Raw genomic sequence first — 20516 nt, 5'->3', positions numbered from 1 at the left:
ATCTCTTTTTTTTAATTATTTTGGTGATCGAAAATCTACATGTATGTCTTCTCTTTTAGAAAAAACAGATAAATTCGTTTTGGAACTTTTTGAAAAAGAACTTCCGAATTCTTGCATATATCATAATTATGATCATACCAAAAGAGTATTTAAAAGTACAAAAGAAATCCTTGATAACACCAATTTACCGAAGGAAGATCAAGAAGTTTTGTTATTAACTGCTTTGTTGCATGATACCGGATATTCTAAAAGCACAGATAATCATGAAGAACACAGTGTTACTATTGCCAAGTCTTTTTTAGGTCAACAAAATGTATCTCAGGACGTTATCCAAAAGGTGTCTGACCAAATTATGGCTACAAAAATGGAACATCATCCTACTAATTTTATGGAGGAAATCATAAGAGACGCAGATGCTTCCCATTTTGCTAAAGACTATTATGGAGAAACTAGTGAGTTGTTACGTAGAGAATTTAAGCTAAATAATGTAAAAAACCTTAGTTCTTCGGAGTGGCTAAAAGCCAATATTGAGCTATTTCAGAATAAACATCACTATTATACAGACTATGCCAAAGAACACTGGCAACCTCGAAAAGAGGCAAATCTGGCCAAAATGCTAACAGAACAGGAGCGTTTAAGAAAGCAGAAAAAAAAAGAAAAAGACAAACTAAAGAAGCTTCTTAAAGAAGAAAGTCCAGAAAAAGGGATACAGACCGCATTCAGGGTAACGCTTAGAAACCATCTTAAACTTAGTGATATTGCAGACACTAAAGCCAATATTCTGCTTTCGGTAAACGCTATTATTATATCGCTGGCGTTATCTAACCTTATTCCAAAATTAGACAATCCTTCTAATCAATATCTGATTTACCCCACCTTAATTTTCTTGTTTTTTAGTATCGTTTCGATTGTTCTTTCTGTTCTTGCTACACGACCTAATATCACTAGCGGAGAGTTTACTCAAAAAGAAATTGAGGAAAAGAAAGTGAACCTGTTATTCTTTGGTAATTTCCATAAGATGCCATTGACCGATTACAAAAACGCAATGCATCAACTTATGGAAGATAAGGACTACATCTATGACACTATGATCAAGGATTTGTACTTTTTAGGTAAAGTATTGCACCGAAAATACAAAATACTTCGGGTAACGTATACCGTATTTATCATAGGAATCGTAACCTCGGTATTGAGCTTCTTTATTGCCTTCAATACCCTTCAGTAAAACTAAAAGGTTTTTTTATTTGCTATTTGCTGATTTCCTTCATCAGATCTTCGTAAGTGTAATACTCTTTATCATTTTCTTTTTTATGATATAGAATATTAACCCGTAGCGCTTTTAAACCTGTAACACCTTGAAGATCATCTAATTCAACAATTTCAATCTCATCTTCCAGATAGTTTTTAGATTGTAAGAAATTGATGTACTTGATATATTCTCTCTCATCTGTTTTTTGTGAATAGATAACTACAAGCTTTCCTTTTTCGGTAACACGTTGATCGGTCCCTTTTATTTTGGATTTATCGACACGTTTTTTCACTACTTCATAGCGTGCATTGTACGTGCCATCTACATCAAATCGTTTTTCATCCATTCTAAATCTCACGGATAAAGACGTATTAAAGACAAGAACCATAGAAGCTACATCCAACGCAACCGGAAGATCTTTTTGCATTTGGTAATAAGCGTTTTCCATTTCGCACATTACCTGCAACTGCCAAAGTCTTAAATTATAGAGATAGATCTTATTAAAACTCTTTTGCTTGGTAATAGACTCCCCGATATACATATTATGCTCTACCCCATCAGATTTAAATCGTTCAAAATAATGAGGATACATTCCTTGAGCTTCATCTTGCTTCTGATCTAATAAGGATGCCATCTTTTTATTGATCAACATCACAGATTCATCATATGCTTTACGATGTTTATATACAGTTTTTAAGCTTCTATCCAATAGATTATCGTACTCATCAATAAGATCTGACAGATCTGAATTTTTCTTTTTCAGGTGCTTGAATAACGGAGTTATTTCTTTCTTAATAAAGTTGATAATGGTTTGTTCACTATCTACCTGTAATTGTTCTTGAACAACACTGATATAACTATTTGTTCTATACTTTAACTGCTCATAAATAGGTAACGGATCCATTTCTATCACCCTATTGATTACTTTAGAAATCCCTCTTAATTGCAATACTAAATCTTTTTGTATCGCATGATTACGGGCATCAGAAGAACCTTTAATATCAATTTGACCATACAAAGGATACACATCTTCAAACACCACCTCTCTAAATGAAACTGGATTTTCTTCTACAATTGCACGCATAAAACGTTTTGCTTCTTGTCTAAACTTCCAGTGTACACTAGGATGGATAGATGTACATTCTTGCTGAATTACCAACTCCAATTCATTCTCAGCTTTCGATTTTGATCTCAATACAGAATCCACCAGATATGGCATTACATCCTGTAATTTATTGGCGTTGATACTATTTAACTCATGTACGTTTGGAGATACGATTTCCAAAATCCCTAGTAATTTACCTTCGCTTTTGATAGGGGCGATAATAGCACTATTAATTCCTTGTGCTACCAGATTCTTATACATCTTCTCTTTTGGAGTAGACTGCTGAAATTTCTTTACATCAGAAATGGCGAAATACGTAGACTTTTCGAACATGTAGTAATAAGTACCTTTGCATAAAGCGGACTGACAACTGTCAGAAAACTTATCATACAACACATAACTATCTATATTTTTGAAAGGCACACGTTCAAAAACTTCGTCCTCATGATTATAATTAGAAAAACCAACTTTGATTTCTTTCAAATTAAAGATAGATCTGAAAATATCCTGAAAACTTCCAACAAAATCACCCTGGGTTTTATCGTATTTGATTAAGCTAGTTTTGAAATCAGACAAAGAAACATCGGTAGTAACATCGAACATATTCGCAATTACAATTCCTTTAAATACCCAACTACTTGGTGGAAACTTCTCTTTCCAAATTTCGATGTTATCGAAGTTATCCAACAATTCGGCCACATCGGCATCGGTTATTTCTTTGGCTTTATCGGTTTTTATGATTTCAATAAAATCCCCGTTATACATGATTCTATAATGCCTCATGATGCCTAACGCATCAGGAATATCATAAAAGAACGGTCTTCTGAAATCGATTTTATATCCGTAATAATTGTTCAGAATAATGCTACACCCCATGATGTAATAATGATCCTCATCCAAATTCTTAATTTGAGGTTCAAAATCTTCTCCTGCAGTTGCTATAATATTTTGAAAGCGCTTAGTAGATTTAAGCACCGTATTATGAAAAGGAATAGTTGCGATTTTGATTTCATTTTGTTGAAGCACCTGCGCAAACGAATCCTCAAGGATCATATCGATCTGCGGAAGCAGTTCCAACACCTTTTCTTCTTCCTTAATCCCCTCATCTAATTCAGGATACGCTTCTGCTAACTTCAGGATATGAGAAGCCCTCTCCCTAAGGAGCACGCTGTCGCTATTCAAAAAATTTCTGTATTGTTCAAAAAATTTCGAAAAGCTAATCCATATGTCTAAAGGAAAATCCTGCTCTAACACCCTCATAATTCACCAATTACGATATTTTTAACAAAAATACTACAAACTTAGCTCACTAGACAGATATTAACAATTAATTAAAATTATTCTATCCTTAAAGTTACGCTCTTTTACTATATCAAACACAAAAAATTAAAAACACCCTAATAATACCTATTTTCAGGTATAATTAAACGCTTTTTGTTTTTATTAAGACGATCATAGTTATAAAACTTGGACTCAAAATCCAGATTTTTACTTATTGTTGATTATAGTTCAAAATTATAATGGGGTTACCCATTAGACTCCATTTATAGGCATTTTGTTACACCCTAACCTCGTTTTTTTGCTAAAAAAAGATAAAAAAGATTATATGTTTTTATATCAAAAAGTTAATTTTTGGTGTTTATAGGTTGTATTCTTTATTTTTATCACCTGTAAATTAACACGTAATGAAAAGAATCGCTCTATTTGCTGCTATACTCCTACTTGTAGCTTGCCAAACCAAAGAAAAAGGATATTCAATAACTGCTGAAGCACAGGGTTTTGAAGATGGTACCGAGGTATACATCAATTCCATTAGTCAATCCGGAAGACCACTTGTGATCGATACCGCAACCATCCAAAAAGGACAATTTAAAATCGATCTACCCGCTCCAGAAGCCAATGACTTCAACTATTTGACTTTTCAAAACTTGAGAAGTAATGTATTATATATTGCTGAAAACCATCCTTTTCATATGACTATTTATAAGGATAGTTTACGATCTTCTATCATCAAAGGAGGTCCGGAGAATGAATTATTATTTAAATATATCAACACTATCAAGACGTTTGGAGAAGAACGTGTTAATCTAAATACGCAATATCAGATAGCTTCAAAATTGAAAGAGGCTGATAAAGCGTTAAGACTCGCCACAAAACAGGAAGAGTTGAAAGAAAAAGAAATTCAGTTCCGTCAAGATTTTGCAGACAATAATCCGAACTCCCTAATTGGTGTAATGGCGCTTACAGATTTATTGAACCTTAAATCATTATCTGCCAAAGATGCTAAAGCCAAATTCACCAATTTACCAGATACGTTAAAAACTTCACGACTAGGTAAAAACTTAGATCGACTTATTAATAATGCTGTTGCTGTATCCATGCAAAAAAGAATAGATATCGGTACTATGGTAGATGATTTTTCTGCCCCTAATCCAGAGGGAAAAACACTTTCCTTAAAAGAATCTATGGGTAAAATTACCATTATCGATTTTTGGGCATCCTGGTGTAAACCTTGTCGATTAGAAAACCCTAATGTAGTACGAGTATATAAAAAATACCACGACAAAGGCCTAAACATTATTGGAGTTTCCCTAGATAAGAAACAAGAATCATGGACAAAAGCTATTACTGATGACAATCTCGATTGGAACCACGTATCCAACCTGAAATTCTGGCAAGATCCTATTGCAAGGGCGTATGGTGTGCGATCTATTCCTGCTACATTTATTATAGATGAACAAGGGCAGGTAATTGCCAAAAACTTAAGAGGTCCAGCTTTAGAACAAAAAATATCAGAACTATTAGGAGAAAAAGCGCTGTAGTTCTAGTAATCATAAACAAAAAAACGATCTCAAATGAGATCGTTTTTTTGTTTATGTATGGTATGTTTTCTCAAATTTTACCTAAACGCTGTAAAACAAACAATATAATAATCGGAATTGCTAAAAGTCCAACCATCAAGGTGTTATCATACAATATCCAGGGTGCCAAAATCAAGGTGATGATATAACCTCCAACAGCTCCTCCGAAATGGGCGTCGTGCCCAATATTTCCAATTCTGTTTTTCATTCCGAATATAGAATACAACAAATACCCGATACCAAAAATATAGGCTGGTATAGGTATGGGGATAAACATCAGGTATAAACTCATATCGGGTCTAAACAGTATTCCTGCATAAATAATCCCAGAAACTGCACCACTAGCTCCTACCGCACTATAATGATATTCATTCTTATGAAAAAACAGAGAAAACAAATTACCAACAATGAGACTTCCAAAATATACGATCAAGAACTTCACATTCCCCAAAAAGCCTACAACAACCGGAGCAAAGAAATACAAGGTGAACATATTGAAAAACAAATGCGTCATATCCACATGTAAAAACCCAGAGCTAAGCATTCTTATCTGTTCTCCACGACGTATCCCTCCAATATTAAACTTATATCGTTCAAAAAAAGAAAAGTCATTAAAACCTTTTAATGACATTAATACATTTACAGCAATTATTACTATTACTACAATATCTAGTTGCCCCATTCAATTCGAATTTTGTTCAAATATACATATATTTTACCCTCTTTTTTAAAAGTGATCGCACATATGCTATTTGACAAAAGTTTATGATAATTTATCGCAATAATCATATCTTTGTGGGCTTTATGAGTTAATTCTATGCAACTAATAGTTTATAGTATCGCCTACCCTTTTTTATGGATAATTTCAAAGTTACCATGGAGGCTATTTTATACCTTATCTACATTTATTTACCTTTTAGTATATCATGTTATACGTTATAGAAGAAAGACGGTTCATGAGAATTTAACTTTGGTTTTTCCCGAAAAAACAAATCAAGAGATTCAAAAAATTGAGAAAGAGTTTTATAAGCACATGTGCGATATGTTTCTTGAAATGATCAAAACCTTATCCATTTCCGAAGAAGAATTGGTAAAGCGCTTTAAAATTATAGATCCTCATACCGTTCAAGAGTTTGAAAAACGAGGACGAAGTATTATGGTGTTATTTGGTCACTATGCAAGTTACGAATGGTCTATTGCTGCCTATTTTACATTAAATCTACCAATTGCTGGAGTGTATAAAAAAATCAAAAACAAATATTTTGATCGCTTAGTACATCGTATGAGAAACAGGTTTGATGCGAAACTAATCACCAGTAGTAGCGCTATGAAAGAAATCACCAAAGACATAGAAAAAGGTAGAGTTTGCGCCTACGGTTTGGTTTCTGATCAATCACCAAAAATATACAATGCCACGTATTGGACAGATTTTATGGGAATTAAGGTTCCTGCTTTTTTGGGAGGAGAAGTATTAGCCAAAAGATTAGAGATGCCAGTCATGTATTTGAAAGTAGAAAAGGTGAAGAGAGGTTATTATCAGGCTAAATTTGTTCCCATTACCGAAGATGCCTCTAAATGTGATGACTATTTTGTCGTAAAAACCTATCTCAAAATGCTCGAAGAGCAAATCAAGGAACAACCCCAATACTATCTATGGACACATAAGCGTTGGAAGCACAGAAATACTAAACCTCCAAAAGGAGCCACAATAGACTAATAAAAAAAGCGAGATGAAAATCTCGCTTTTTTATTTTTAAACAGGAAACTTTCTAGATTCCAGCAATTTCCTTTAATGTCTTTATCGTATCTTCAGCTAATTGATCAGCCTCGCCCTGACTTTTAGCTTCGGTATAGATTCTAATAATTGGCTCCGTGTTACTTTTTCTTAAGTGCACCCAGCAGTCAGCAAAATCTACTTTTACACCATCTACAGTAGATACTTCTTCAGCTTCATGTTTTTTGTGGAATCCTTTCAAAATTCCGTCTACATCCAAGTCTGGAGTAAGCTGAATCTTATTTTTACTCATAAAATAAGAAGGATAACTTTTTCTCAACTCACTAACACTGCATTTCTTTTCTGCCAAATGAGTTAAAAACAAGGCAATACCTACTAGAGAATCTCTTCCGTAGTGTAGCTCTGGATAGATAATCCCACCGTTTCCTTCTCCTCCGATAACCGCATTATTAGCTTTCATTTTTTCAACGACATTTACTTCTCCCACAGCACTGGCCTCATAAGAACCATTATGTTGTTCTGTAACATCTCTCAAAGCACGACTTGAAGATAAATTTGAAACCGTATTTCCTGGTGTTTTACCTAATACAAAGTCTGCACAAGCTACTAGTGTATATTCTTCTCCAAACATCTCTCCATCTTCACTCATAAAAGCTAAACGATCTACATCTGGATCTACAGTTAATCCAAAATCTGCGTTTTCTTTTACTACCAAAGCAGATAGATCTGTTAAATGTTCTTTTAAAGGTTCTGGATTATGCGGGAAATGTCCATTTGGCTCGCAGTACAATTCGATTACATCTACTCCCATTTTTCTTAGAAGCCTAGGCACGGCAATCCCTCCTGTAGAGTTTACTGCATCAACCACTACTTTGAAACCAGAAGCTTTAACCTTATCTGCATCTACCAAAGAAAGGTTTAATACCTCATCAATATGCTTGTCTATGTACGTATCATTTACTGTGATGTTTCCAAGATCATCAACCTCTGCAAATGTATAGTCATCGTTCTCTGCAATTTCGAGTATTCTCTTTCCGTTTTCTGCATTTAGAAATTCTCCCTTCCCATTCAAAAGCTTTAACGCATTCCATTGTTTAGGATTATGACTAGCTGTCAAAATGATTCCTCCATCTGCCTTTTCGATAGGTACCGCAACCTCAACAGTAGGAGTGGTTGAAAGCCCTAAATCAACTACATGAATACCAAGTCCAACCAAACTATTCATTACCAGTTGTTGAATCATGGATCCTGAAATACGTGCATCTCTTCCTACTACCACTATTGGGTGCTCTTTGTTGGTTTCCTTTTTTAACCAGCTCCCATATGCCGAAGCAAATTTTACAGCATCGATTGGGGTAAGATTATCACCTACTCCTCCTCCTATAGTACCACGTATTCCTGAAATTGATTTGATTAATGTCATAATGTTATATTAATTCTGTATTTGAGGGCAAATGTACATCCTAAGAAACATTACTACAACTATACTATTAAAGTTTACAAAAAAACAACACTACATTTCTAAAAAATTGTAAATTTCGATAATGAATTTCTTAGCTCATATTTATCTTTCTGGAGAAGACCCCGAACTTAAAATTGGTAATTTTATCGCCGACTCCGTCAAAGGCAAAAAATATTTAGAATATCCCGAGCAAATCAGCAAAGGTATCATCTTACATCGCAAAATCGATTCTTATACCGATACTCATCCTATTGTGAAGAAGAGCGCACAACGGTTATATCCAAAATACGGACGTTATAGCCCTGTTATTGTTGACATTTTTTATGATCATTTTCTAGCAGCACGTTGGGAGGAATATTCTGAAATTCCTTTGGAAACCTACACGCTTCAATTTTACGAACTACTACAAGACAACTATGACATACTACCGAAGAAAGTACAAAACTTCTTACCCTATATGATTGGTGATAACTGGTTATTAAGTTATGCTAGTATATCGGGTATTGGCAGTGTGCTTTCCGGGATGAATCGCAGGACAAAAAATCGTTCTAAGATGAACCTTGCAGTCGTTGAACTCGAGGCCTATTATGCTGATTTTGATCAAGAATTTCAAGCTTTTTTTAAAGAACTAGAGCTTTTCACCAAAAACGAAATGAAAACCTTATGAGACTACTCTTATCCTTTTGCCTTTTGATAGTGTGCTTTTCTTGCGAAGAAACACCAAAACCCATAGTTAAAACACCTGTAAGAGGTGTAATCACTCAAAAAGCAATGGTAGTATCGGCAAGAGAAGAAGCTTCAAAAATCGGAACCGCTATTATGCAAAAAGGAGGTAATGCCTTTGATGCCATGGTCGCTACAGAAATGGCATTGGCCGTGTCCTACCCTTATGCCGGAAATCTAGGAGGTGGAGGTTTTATGGTGTATCGCATGGCCAATGGAGATACCGGTGCTTTGGATTACAGAGAAAAAGCTCCGTTAACTTCTACAAAAGACATGTATCTTGACGAGAATGGAGATCACATCCCCGAAAAAAGCCAGCTAGGAGCATTAGCCGTTGGAGTTCCTGGTACCATCGCAGGGATTTTTGAAGTACATCAAAAGTTTGGGACTCTGCCCATAAAGGATATTCTAACTCCCGTGGTAGAACTAGCAAACCGAGGATTTGTAGTGACAGAAAAACAGGAAAAACGATTTCAACATTATAAAGAGCTATTCTTGAAAGCCAATAAAGATACCATACCTATTCTAAAAGGATATCAGGCTAACGACACCTTAAAGAATCCTGCTTTGGCAAATACTCTACAGCGTATTATCGAGAATGGTAGAGATGAATTTTATAATGGAGAAACGGGTCAAAAATTGGTTGATTTTATACAATCCTATGGAGGTATTATGACTATTGAAGATCTAAATAAATATGAAGCCAAATGGAGGGATCCTATTCAATTTAAATACAAAGATCTAGATATCATCTCGATGTCACCTCCTTCTAGCGGCGGTATATGTCTGGCTCAAATCATGAAAATGATAGCTCCACATGATTTAGCAGACTATGGCCATAACAGTCTAAAAGCAATACAGGTAATTACCGAAGCTGAGCGAAGAGCCTATGCAGATCGTAGTTTCTATTTGGGTGATCCTGATTTTGTAGACATACCGGTAGATACCCTTCTAGGTCCAGAATATCTAAAAAATCGAATGAGTGATTTTAGTTTTGATCGAGCGACCTCATCGACAGCCATAAGTCACGGAGCAATCCCTGGTTATGAAAGCAGTGAAACCACGCATTACTCAATTGTAGACACTTTTGGAAATGCAATTTCTGTGACTACTACTCTAAATGGAGCCTATGGTTCTAAATTATATGTGGATGACTTAGGTTTCTTCCTCAATAACGAGATGGACGATTTTAGCGCTAAACCTGGTGCCCCTAATATGTTTGGACTTATCGGTGCTGAAGCCAATGCTATTGCTCCCGAAAAGAGAATGCTAAGTTCTATGACACCTACCATTGTGGAGAAGGATGGAAAATTCTGGATGACAGTTGGCACCCCAGGTGGATCTACTATTATTACTTCGGTATTGCAAACTATTCTAAATGTAAAAGAATTTGGTATGACCATGCAAGATGCAGTTAATGCTCCTCGTTTTCATCATCAATGGTTACCAGACGTAGTAGTCTTTGAACCTAATTCATTTGATCCAGCTATACTAAAAAACTTAAATGCTAAAGGATATGAAATCAATGAAGAGGAATCTCGAATCATTGGCAAGGTTGATGGCATCCTGGCACTACCCGATGGAAGTTTGGAGGGCGGAGCCGATAAAAGAGGTGATGACACGGCAGTAGGGTTTTAAGCAACCTTTTGCTTTTGGTAGTATCTATAAATAAAAAGTATACTCATCTCCTTTTTGTTTATGAAAAAGATTATTCCAATAGTATGTGTCATTTTACTATCCGGTGTTTATGTTCATGGTTTTTCTAAAAATTCTGAATATAATCCTATATATAACTTCAACTCGGATAGCTTAGTCATCAAAAAGAATGGTTCAGATAAGGAAGTAGTACTATTCCCCGGAAACACCTTAAAAGTCTGGAAATACGACGATCGTAAAAGTGCTAAAGGTGTCTTCAAAAAATTCGAGAATGGTTATTTGATAATCGTAACTAAAGAACAAACTCCCGTATCAATACCAGTTCAGGACATCAAAAAGATTAAGTTACTTAAGGAGAAAAGAACGATTCCTACCATAATTACTGTCATTGGGTATACTGCAATGATTGGAGGAGTTGGTGCCGTATGTATAGGAACCATAGCATTGTTAGTAGGAAATACAGCAATCCTTGGATATGGTGCCTTATCCTATGGAGTGGGAACAATAATTACGATAACTGGTCATGCGCTATCCGGTAAAGTTTTGAATTTGGAAAAAAAATGGAGCATACAAACCAATTAAATATACTATCATAATTTCTACATTGACCTGATTCTTCTATACTATAGAATGTGTATCTTGTTATCATGGATTTTTTGAGCACATTACAATCTAAACTACAAGAGCGATCTGACCCAGATAATGCTATTGCCATGAAAGCCTATATGAAAAACCGCTTTCCGTTTTATGGTGTAAAAGCTCCCTTAAGAAAGGCTATATTGAAAGAAACACTTATCAATTTTAAAGGATCGGTAACGCCAGAAAATTGTTCGGAGTTGACGCTACAATTGTACACTGCAGAAGAAAGAGAATTACATCTTTGCGCCATAGAACTCGTCGATCAAACACTAAAGAAAAAATATCGAAAAGAAGATATCGCACTTATCGAGAAGCTAATTACGACCCATTCCTGGTGGGATACTGTGGATTTTATCGCCAAACATATTTTGGGAAAATACCTGCTTCAATTTCCTAATGAAATAGCCACTGTGATCCCAGAATTCTCCAGATCAGAACATATGTGGCTCAATCGAAGTGCTATTCTTTTTCAACTTGGGTATAAAGAACATACGGATAAAGCATTATTATTTTCTTTGTGCGAGGCTCATAAATCATCGGATGAATTTTTTATCAAAAAGGCGATTGGTTGGGCGTTGCGCGAGTATTCAAAAGTGAATCCAACCGATGTTCAGGATTTTGTATCCAAAACGGTATTGAAACCTTTGTCTACAAAAGAAGCACTAAGAAGAATACAGGCATAAAAAACACGGTCGAAACCGTGCTTTTTATTTTATATGGATATTTCTATTAATAGAACTTATACCCTACTCCTAACTGGAACGTTCCTAAGTTGGTATCGAAGCCATCTACATCTGAAAGATTAGCAATACCAGCGTTATATCGTAGGTTAAATAACAAGCCGATATCTGTTAGCTCATAACCAGCTCCAAAAGACAATCCAAAATCAAATGATTTGGTCGTATCTTCGATTGCATTATCTGCAGAGACACGAATACCAAACTGTGGACCAGCTTCCAAGCTAAAACCTTCTACGGGGTAATACTTCCCAATCCCCAATACTCTAATAAAATTCGCTTCGATATCCTCAGACCCTTCTGATGAATACAAAAGTTCTGGTTGGATATGAAATTGTTCATTGATGGTAAAATCGGCAAGACCACCTATAAATAGGCTTGTTCTACCGTCTGCATCAGCATCCTTTCCAAACTTAGAAAAGTTAACCCCTGCTTTTACTCCAAAAACAACTTCTTGAGCATTCATTGTTGTTAATGCCCCCATTAAAAACAACACTAAAAAAACTTTTTTCATTTTCGATAATTTATATGATTAAGTAATATCAAAAGTAAAAAAGATCACATGTTGGAGTATTGGGTAGTGCTGTTAAAAAAAGAATATTCTTTTGTTAATGAACTCCTAATGAAACAAAAAAAGAGAGCCAGAATTGGCTCTCTTTCTTAATATATGAATAGGCTAACTATTCTTACTTTACTTCTTCGAAGTCTACATCTTCTACATCACTTCCTTCAGATCCACCACCAGAAGAATCTCCTCCTGCACCGGCATCAGGACCAGGTTGCCCTTGTTGTGCTTCTGCTTGTGCTTTGTACATTTCTTCGCTAGCTACTTTCCAAGCTTCATTGATTGTATCAAGAGCCGGTTGGATTACCGCGATATCTTTAGACTCATAGGCTTTCTTCAACTCTTCTAAAGCATCTTCGATTGGCTTTTTCTTATCATCAGATAATTTATCACCAAATTCACTCAATTGCTTTTCAGTTTGGAAGATCATTCCATCAGCTTCGTTAAGCTTATCTGCTTTTTCTTTAGCTTCTTTATCCGCTTCAGCATTTGCTTCTGCTTCTTTCTTCATTCTTTCGATTTCTTCTTCGGTTAACCCTGAAGAAGCTTCAATACGAATATCCTGAGATTTATTAGTCGCTTTATCAGTAGCAGACACTTTGATAATACCATTGGCATCGATATCAAAAGTAACTTCAATCTGAGGTACACCTCTAGGTGATGGTGGAATTCCATCTAGGTGGAAACGACCGATAGTTTTATTATCTGCTGCCATAGGACGCTCACCCTGTAACACATGGATTTCCACAGATGGCTGATTATCTGCTGCCGTAGAGAACACTTGTGATTTCTTGGTAGGGATAGTTGTATTGGCATCAATTAACTTTGTCATTACGTTACCCATAGTCTCAATACCTAGAGATAATGGAGTTACGTCAAGTAATAATACGTCTTTAACATCTCCAGTTAAAACTCCTCCTTGAATAGCCGCTCCAATAGCAACTACCTCATCTGGATTTACTCCTTTACTAGGCGCTTTACCGAAGAATTTTTCTACTGCTTCCTGCACTGCTGGAATACGAGTAGATCCACCTACTAATATAATTTCGTCAATATCACTAGTCGATAAATCTGCATTTTTAAGTGCCGTACGACAAGGCTCAATCGTTCTCTTTACTAAATCGTCTATTAATTGATCAAACTTTGATTTTGTAAGCGAACGTACCAAGTGTTTAGGTCCACTTGCTGTTGCTGTAATATATGGAAGGTTGATTTCTGTCTGCGAAGAAGAAGATAATTCAATCTTAGCTTTTTCTGCAGCTTCTTTCAAACGTTGAAGTGCCATTGGGTCTTCACGAAGATCCATATTCTCTTCTCCTTTAAACTCTTCAGCTAACCAATCGATTATTTTTTGATCTACATCGTCTCCTCCTAAGTGTGTATCTCCATCTGTAGAAAGTACTTCAAATACACCATCACCTAATTCAAGGATAGAAACATCATGCGTACCTCCACCAAAATCGAATACAACGATTTTTTGATCAGTACCTTTTTTATCCAAACCGTAAGCTAACGCAGCAGCGGTAGGTTCGTTTATAATTCTTTCTACTTTAAGACCTGCAATCTCTCCTGCTTCTTTTGTTGCCTGACGTTGCGCATCATTAAAATATGCTGGTACAGTGATTACTGCTCTAGACACATCTTGCCCTAAGTAATCCTCTGCAGTTTTCTTCATTTTCTGAAGTGTCATCGCCGATAACTCCTGTGGAGTATATAAACGTCCGTCGATATCTACTCTTGGCGTATCGTTATCACCTTTAACCACTTTATAAGCTGCTCTTTGAGCTTCTTTAGAAGACTCAGAGAACTTATTACCCATAAATCTTTTGATAGAAGAGATTGTTTTTGTTGGGTTAGTAACTGCCTGACGTTTTGCAGGATCACCTACTTTAATTTCTCCTCCTTCTACAAAAGCAATTACAGAAGGTGTTGTTCTTTTACCTTCAGCATTAGGGATCACTACAGGCTCATTACCTTCCATTACAGAAACACAAGAGTTGGTTGTCCCTAAGTCTATTCCTATTATTTTACTCATCTTTATACTAAATTGTTATACTGTTGTTCGTAATAATTCAAACCTGTAAGGTCAATCTTTGTGCCATTACGATTTATATGACAGGTTGTCACTAAACCTATATCTTGATCCGCCAGAAGGATTCTTTAAGGATTCAAAAAACGGTATTAACTATTCTTCAAAAAACAAGTATTTTCTTTATCAAAAACCTATATTTACCCCTGTTAATATTTCAATAATTACGAATTATGGAATGCATCAGTATTTTCGACATGCTGAAAATAGGAGTTGGCCCCTCCAGTTCTCACACCCTAGGTCCATGGCGCGCTGGTCGTCGATGGATTGCAGAATTAAAAAAGGATGGTCATTTCGAAAATGTGACAACCATCACCATTGATCTTTTTGGATCTCTATCACTTACTGGTAAAGGTCACGCTACCGATATTGCGGTGATGCTTGGACTTTGCGGATATGATCCACAGACTATAGATGTATCTTCGATATCAACCATTATTGACCATATTAACACCGAGAAAAAAATTCATTTCAATACCGAGCTTTGGGTGACATTCGATCCTGAAACGCAAATAGTTTTCAATAAAGAATTTAAAGAATTTCATCCCAACGCAATTACTTTTCATGCGCATCTTACTGATGGACAAAAAATATCCTCTTCTTTTTATTCAATCGGTGGGGGCTTTGTCATCAAGGAAGAACGGAAAAGAAAAGAAAAGAAAATGGAAGAGTTCCAAGGCTTCCCATTACCTATTCAAAAAGCAACCGATCTTTTGGGTTATTGTCATGAAAAGGGCAAAAAAGTGTCCGAGATTGTATTAGAAAATGAGCGATCGTTGCGAACTGACGAAGAAATCGATCAGAGAATACGGGATGTGTGGAGTGTAATGCTAGAATCGATGTATACAGGTTGTCATACCGAGGGTACACTACCTGGAGGACTTAATGTCAGACGTAGAGCTTTTGACACTCATAAAAAGCTTATCGGGGACACTACGTATACCTCTCCTCAAGAATGGATTGAAGCCATTCGAGATACTGAAGTTAAATTTCGCCAGATATTGAAATGGGTTTCTTGTTTTGCTTTAGCGGTAAACGAAGTCAACGCTTCTTTGGGTCGTGTGGTAACAGCACCCACCAATGGAAGTGCTGGAGTAATTCCTGCAGTGATGATGTACTATATGGTGATTGAAAATCACGATGCCAATTTTGATGATGTAAAACAATTTATGCTGGTGGCTGGTGAGATCGGAAGCCTATTCAAAAAAGGAGCAACCATCTCTGCAGCTATGGGAGGATGCCAGGCAGAAATTGGGGTTTCTTCGGCTATGGCTGCTGGTGCACTAACAGAACTTATGGGTGGTACCCCAGAGCAAGTCTTGATGGCTAGCGAAATTGCTATGGAGCATCATTTGGGACTTACCTGCGATCCAATCGCCGGATTAGTACAAGTCCCTTGCATAGAAAGAAACGCAATGGGCGCGGTAAAAGCGATTAATGCCTGTGAAATGGCACTGGATACCGATGCTGCAAATGCCAAAGTACCCTTGGATAAAGTGATCGAAACCATGTGGGAAACAGCCCAGGATATGCATACCAAATACAAAGAAACTAGTGAAGGAGGACTTGCAGTTAAAGTAAGTTTGAGTGACTGTTGATATATTCCCTCCGCAGCTTTCTTATTCCATAATCTCTCCTGTATTCAATAACTAGTTGTTTTTTGTCTTCCTCTATTTTAGCTAAGCTATTTTAACGTATTTCTTACTTTGGTTTTGGATATTCTAAATTTAAAGACCTAAATTAGAAGAAATTATAAAAACCAAAAAAGAGATCACAATTGTAAAAGTACGTTTAAGCTATTGCTGACACTTATGAAAAAACCAGCCCCAAAAACCAGCCCCAAAAACATCAACGCTAAAAAGACAACCCCAAAAAAAGCAATTGTAAAGAAGATAGTTCCCGAAAAGGCAACCGCTAAAAAGGTAGCTTCTGAAAAAAAAACTGCTAAAAAGGTAACTCCGGAAAAAACAGCAGTTAAAAAGGCCAATCCTGAGAAATCAACTGCAAGAAACGTTGCTCCCAAAAAGAAAACTATTAAAAAGGCAGATCTTGAAAAAACACCTGCTAAAAAAGTTAATCCTAAAAAAACAACCCCTAAAAAAGCAATTCCCGAAAAGACAATTGCAAAAAAGGTAGTTCCTAAAAAGACAACTCCCAAAAAGACAAAAACAAGAACAACAACTAGAAAATCCGCTCAAAAAGAGCCGAAGACACCCAATAAAGCTCTTGGACTTAAAGTCAAACAACTTATTCTTTATAGCATTGTACTATTTGTTTTTACCATGTCCTGGGTGATCTTTCAAAAAATATTAAATGAGAATGTAGCAAGTATTGATTTCACGATATACGAAAGCAAACAACAACAAAATGCCTTTCAAAAAAATCCAATCGAACTGTTTTTCTCTCTTGTATTAGTTATGCCTATTCTTGAAGAACTAGTATTTCGAACACTTATCAAACCTAACAAATCAGATCTGTTACTATTTCCCTGCGGAGTCATTGGACTAGCATTGGTTCTCACATTGGGTTCACAATTTACCTGGTATTATACGTATGCAGGTATCGCTGTTTTGATGATTGGCCTATTCTTATTATTAAAATCAAAACTGTTTGAAAAGAAGTTCTTATTGCAAACCGCCAAATTTCTCCAAAAAAAGGGCATTATGATCACCTTACTTATTGCCTCTTCCCTCTTATTTGGGGTATCGCATGCTTTGAATTACGGAACACTTTCAGAAATTAATTTGGTCATCCTCTTACTCACGATACCTCGTATATTTTCGGGCTCTATCTATGGCATTTTTAAGATAAAAAACGGTATTACATGGTCTATTGGTTTACACGCTCTAAGAAACCTAATCCCATTTCTTATTAGCATCATTTAGTTGCACCCCTCTCGCTTTCTAGTATCAGCAATAGCCATAATGCGCCACGAGGAGCCATCGTGATATAGTTGAAAGACATTGACTCCACAATGACTAAAATTATCATTTACATAAAATTCATAAGGTGTCCAAGCATTAGCAATACTACCGTCTGCTTCAATGGTAAAAGAAAGTAAACGTTCATCCCATTTTTGCTCTGAAGGTCTGTTTTGAATAGCATCCAAAAATTTATCGATATCGGTTTGAGCAATCCTAATTTTTCCTTCTTTATTCTTTACTACGGTTTTTAAAACCATTTGAGGATCTATAGTTTTCTTCATTTTTGCGGTATCACCTTTATGAAATCCATCAAAAAACTCTAAGATAGTTGCCTTTACCTCCTCTTTGTAATCTTTAGCTTTTTTATCTTGGGCAAAGGATTGAATACTAATGAGTAAAACTGTAATAATACAAACCGTAAATTTATTCATAATGATCATTTTTTGATTCTCGTAAATGTAAGCTTTTATTCGTAGTTGGGTAAAAGATTAAGGCAGTCTTAACAAGACATTTGCCGCGATATCCCTAAATGATTACTTTTGCAGCACTAAACACACATAAATATGTCCACAGCAAAGAAAGATTACAAGAGAGTTACCGTAAAATCTCTTGTTGAGATGAAATCTAACCACGAAAAAATATCTATGCTTACCGCATATGATTATACCATGGCCAAAATTGTTGATGGTGCTGGTGTAGATGTGATTCTAGTTGGAGACTCTGCATCCAATGTAATGGCAGGTCATGAGACGACACTCCCTATTACCTTGGATCAAATGATCTATCACGCTTCTTCGGTAATAAGAGCTATTACCCGAGCATTAATTGTTGTCGACATTCCTTTTGGTAGTTATCAAAGTGATCCAAAAGAAGCTTTACGATCTGCTATCAGAATTATGAAAGAGTCCGGAGCTCATGCCGTAAAAATGGAAGGTGGTAAAGAAGTAAAAGAATCTATCAAAAGAACATTGAATGCCGGAATTCCTGTAATGGGACATCTTGGATTGACTCCACAGTCTATCTACAAATTTGGGACCTACACGGTAAGGGCGAAAGAGGAAGAAGAAGCTAAAAAATTGAAAGAGGACGCCCTTATGCTTGAGAAAATAGGTTGTTTTGCCGTTGTACTTGAAAAAGTTCCTGCAAAACTGGCAAAAGAAGTGGCAGAAAGTATCAGTATTCCTGTAATTGGGATTGGAGCTGGAAATGGTGTTGATGGTCAGGTACTGGTAACTCACGATATGTTAGGTATGACTCACGAGTTTAATCCTCGTTTTCTACGTCGTTATTTGGATATGTATACCGAGATGACCAATGCATTTAAACAATATGTGAGCGATGTAAAATCAGTGGATTTCCCTAACGAGAATGAGCAATACTAGTATTCGAAAAGATGACTCAGTATTCAAGTTTTAGTGACTCAGAATTAATTGAAGTTCTTCAACTATTAGATTCTCTATCTCATGTTGCCAAAGAACAGCTCTTAAAAGAAATACAATCCAGAAAGAATCAGGAAATACGTTCTTTTATTTCTGATTTATCAAAAAGTATTTCTGAAGAAACAGAGAACATTCAAAGCCTAACTTATATTAAAAACTTAGGCTTTGATGTTAAATCTATTGATCAAAGTAATTATACCATCACCCGGTCAGGGCGAGCTATTTTGATTGATGTTATTGCTATCGTTTTAGGAACCATATTATCGGTACTAGGAATTTTTGGTGTTATTTTTTTACTGAGTTTTTCATCTCCTATCAACGGAATTGTGCTTTCAGTTTTTGGATATATTGGGATCAAAATGCTTATCAATGGTATCAACCGGATATTTGATTATTTTGGATTCATGCTCCAAATCGAGAATGAAAATTTTACGTTCAAAAGAAAGTTTGATCTACCCTCTGGAGAACTAAAAGATACGATCCAATCTTTAAAAATCAACAAAAGCGAAGATCAAATCAGTTTGGTATATAAGGATACTGAAATTATAAAAGTAGGTGCCCCAAATGCTATTAATAGTAGTACGCTTGAAGCCATTATATCGTCAAATTAATTACATTTCAATAAAAAATTTTGTCTAAAACGATCTCTACAAAGAACAACCTTCAGGTCTTATATGAAGACAACCATATTATAGCTGTCAATAAACGGCCAGGTGACATCGTACAAGGAGATAAAACAGGTGACAAACCATTAAGTGAAGTTGTAAAAGAGTACATCGCGGAAAAATATAACAAACCTGGCAATGTGTATCTAGGGGTAGTCCATCGTTTGGATAGACCTACTAGTGGCATCGTTGTTTTTGCTAGAACCAGTAAAGCCCTTCCTAGATTAAATAAACTGTTTGCCAACAAAGAAGCGCAAAAAACATACTGGGCAGTGGTAAAAAACAAACCACCCAAAGACAGTGAAATACTAACACATTGGTTAAAGCGCAATCCAAAGCAAAATAAATCCTATGCTCATATCAAAGAGGTTCCTGATAGCAAAAAGGCTATTTTGGAATATCAAATACTAAAAGCGTTGGATAATTATTATCTTTTAGAAGTGCTCTTGCATACAGGAAGACACCATCAAATTAGATCTCAGTTATCTTTTATTGGATCTGTAATCAAAGGAGATTTAAAGTATGGAGCTGATAGAAGTAATAAAGATGGCAGCATACATTTGCATGCCAGAAAACTTACTTTTGTGCATCCTGTAAAAAAAGAACCATTAACTATTATTGCTCCTCCCCCCACAGATCCTATCTGGGATCATTGCATAGTATAAAC

Annotated in this window: 18 protein-coding genes; 12 read left to right on the top strand and 6 right to left on the bottom strand. The window is 35.9% G+C overall.

The window, feature by feature from the left end; genetic code table 11:
- The first annotated feature begins 43 nt into the window (after positions 1 to 43).
- Positions 44 to 1225 (top strand): Pycsar system effector family protein, encoded by a 1182-nt coding sequence (locus tag ACXAGJ_RS23835; protein ID WP_474843576.1) that lies wholly within the window; start codon positions 44 to 46, stop codon positions 1223 to 1225.
- A gap of 22 nt (positions 1226 to 1247) precedes the next feature.
- Here the strand turns inward: ACXAGJ_RS23835 and ACXAGJ_RS23830 are convergent, their stop codons facing one another.
- On the bottom strand, positions 1248 to 3536 hold the full coding sequence (locus ACXAGJ_RS23830) for a GAF domain-containing protein (RefSeq protein WP_474843574.1): 2289 nt from the start codon (positions 3534 to 3536) through the stop codon (positions 1248 to 1250).
- A gap of 503 nt (positions 3537 to 4039) precedes the next feature.
- Here ACXAGJ_RS23830 and ACXAGJ_RS23825 point away from each other — a divergent pair.
- Complete coding sequence (locus ACXAGJ_RS23825; protein WP_474843572.1) at positions 4040 to 5176, top strand: redoxin domain-containing protein; 1137 nt, start codon at positions 4040 to 4042, stop codon at positions 5174 to 5176.
- Between the two features lie 70 nt (positions 5177 to 5246).
- Here the strand turns inward: ACXAGJ_RS23825 and ACXAGJ_RS23820 are convergent, their stop codons facing one another.
- The gene (locus tag ACXAGJ_RS23820; protein WP_474843570.1) at positions 5247 to 5897 is read right to left on the bottom strand and encodes a rhomboid family intramembrane serine protease; all 651 of its coding nucleotides are present in this window, start codon (positions 5895 to 5897) and stop codon (positions 5247 to 5249) included.
- A 135-nt stretch (positions 5898 to 6032) separates the two neighbouring features.
- Here ACXAGJ_RS23820 and ACXAGJ_RS23815 point away from each other — a divergent pair, with 135 nt between their 5' ends.
- The gene (locus tag ACXAGJ_RS23815; RefSeq protein ID WP_474843568.1) at positions 6033 to 6932 is read left to right on the top strand and encodes a lysophospholipid acyltransferase family protein; all 900 of its coding nucleotides are present in this window, start codon (positions 6033 to 6035) and stop codon (positions 6930 to 6932) included.
- Positions 6933 to 6984: 52 nt separating this feature from the next.
- On the opposite strand, the gene glmM is transcribed toward ACXAGJ_RS23815, so the two are convergent.
- Positions 6985 to 8373: a phosphoglucosamine mutase gene (gene glmM, locus ACXAGJ_RS23810; protein WP_474843566.1), complete on the bottom strand. Its 1389-nt coding sequence runs from the start codon at positions 8371 to 8373 to the stop codon at positions 6985 to 6987.
- Between the two features lie 121 nt (positions 8374 to 8494).
- Here glmM and ACXAGJ_RS23805 point away from each other — a divergent pair, with 121 nt between their 5' ends.
- The 4 genes from ACXAGJ_RS23805 to ACXAGJ_RS23790 all read left to right on the top strand — a co-directional run bounded on the left by ACXAGJ_RS23805 (position 8495) and on the right by ACXAGJ_RS23790 (position 12113).
- Positions 8495 to 9079 carry an acyl carrier protein phosphodiesterase gene (locus ACXAGJ_RS23805; RefSeq protein ID WP_474843564.1) on the top strand — a complete coding sequence of 195 codons (585 nt, stop codon included), beginning with the start codon at positions 8495 to 8497 and terminating at the stop codon, positions 9077 to 9079.
- Positions 9076 to 10773 (top strand): gamma-glutamyltransferase, encoded by a 1698-nt coding sequence (ggt, locus tag ACXAGJ_RS23800; RefSeq protein ID WP_474843562.1) that lies wholly within the window; start codon positions 9076 to 9078, stop codon positions 10771 to 10773. The genes ACXAGJ_RS23805 and ggt overlap by 4 nt, the downstream gene beginning before the upstream one ends.
- A gap of 60 nt (positions 10774 to 10833) precedes the next feature.
- Positions 10834 to 11373, top strand: a complete 540-nt coding sequence (locus ACXAGJ_RS23795; RefSeq protein WP_474843561.1) for a hypothetical protein — start codon at positions 10834 to 10836, stop codon at positions 11371 to 11373.
- A gap of 74 nt (positions 11374 to 11447) precedes the next feature.
- The gene (locus tag ACXAGJ_RS23790) at positions 11448 to 12113 is read left to right on the top strand and encodes a DNA alkylation repair protein (protein ID WP_474843559.1); all 666 of its coding nucleotides are present in this window, start codon (positions 11448 to 11450) and stop codon (positions 12111 to 12113) included.
- Positions 12114 to 12159: 46 nt separating this feature from the next.
- Here ACXAGJ_RS23790 and ACXAGJ_RS23785 read toward each other — a convergent pair whose 3' ends face one another.
- Together ACXAGJ_RS23785 and dnaK are read right to left on the bottom strand one after the other, a co-directional pair.
- Complete coding sequence (locus ACXAGJ_RS23785) at positions 12160 to 12681, bottom strand: outer membrane beta-barrel protein (RefSeq protein WP_073321900.1); 522 nt, start codon at positions 12679 to 12681, stop codon at positions 12160 to 12162.
- 172 nt (positions 12682 to 12853) lie between these two features.
- Entirely contained in the window at positions 12854 to 14767 is a 1914-nt protein-coding gene (gene dnaK, locus ACXAGJ_RS23780; protein ID WP_473280477.1) for a molecular chaperone DnaK, read from the bottom strand.
- A gap of 227 nt (positions 14768 to 14994) precedes the next feature.
- Between dnaK and ACXAGJ_RS23775 the strand changes: the two genes are divergently transcribed.
- The gene (locus tag ACXAGJ_RS23775; protein ID WP_474843557.1) at positions 14995 to 16419 is read left to right on the top strand and encodes an L-serine ammonia-lyase; all 1425 of its coding nucleotides are present in this window, start codon (positions 14995 to 14997) and stop codon (positions 16417 to 16419) included.
- 213 nt (positions 16420 to 16632) lie between these two features.
- Positions 16633 to 17706 (top strand): hypothetical protein, encoded by a 1074-nt coding sequence (locus tag ACXAGJ_RS23770; RefSeq protein WP_474843555.1) that lies wholly within the window; start codon positions 16633 to 16635, stop codon positions 17704 to 17706.
- Here the strand turns inward: ACXAGJ_RS23770 and ACXAGJ_RS23765 are convergent.
- Positions 17703 to 18176 carry a nuclear transport factor 2 family protein gene (locus ACXAGJ_RS23765; RefSeq protein ID WP_474843553.1) on the bottom strand — a complete coding sequence of 158 codons (474 nt, stop codon included), beginning with the start codon at positions 18174 to 18176 and terminating at the stop codon, positions 17703 to 17705. The two genes, ACXAGJ_RS23770 and ACXAGJ_RS23765, sit on opposite strands and share 4 nt — an antisense overlap.
- 132 nt (positions 18177 to 18308) lie before the next feature.
- Between ACXAGJ_RS23765 and panB the strand changes: the two genes are divergently transcribed.
- Genes panB through ACXAGJ_RS23750 form a run of 3 tightly spaced genes read left to right on the top strand, consistent with a single transcriptional unit; the run spans position 18309 to position 20514 of the window.
- Positions 18309 to 19127, top strand: coding sequence for a 3-methyl-2-oxobutanoate hydroxymethyltransferase (gene panB, locus ACXAGJ_RS23760; RefSeq protein ID WP_474843551.1), 819 nt, complete (start codon positions 18309 to 18311; stop codon positions 19125 to 19127).
- Positions 19128 to 19138: 11 nt separating this feature from the next.
- On the top strand, positions 19139 to 19795 hold the full coding sequence (locus ACXAGJ_RS23755) for a hypothetical protein (protein ID WP_474843549.1): 657 nt from the start codon (positions 19139 to 19141) through the stop codon (positions 19793 to 19795).
- Positions 19796 to 19815: 20 nt separating this feature from the next.
- A complete protein-coding gene (locus ACXAGJ_RS23750) occupies positions 19816 to 20514 on the top strand; it encodes an RluA family pseudouridine synthase (RefSeq protein WP_474843547.1) in 699 nt (232 codons plus the stop codon).
- Positions 20515 to 20516: the final 2 nt, after the last annotated feature.

This window comes from Aquimarina sp. AWH4_224 (genome assembly GCF_056160245.1).
Note: the sequence above shows the minus strand (reverse complement) of the source record. Positions and strands in the feature narration are given on the sequence as shown.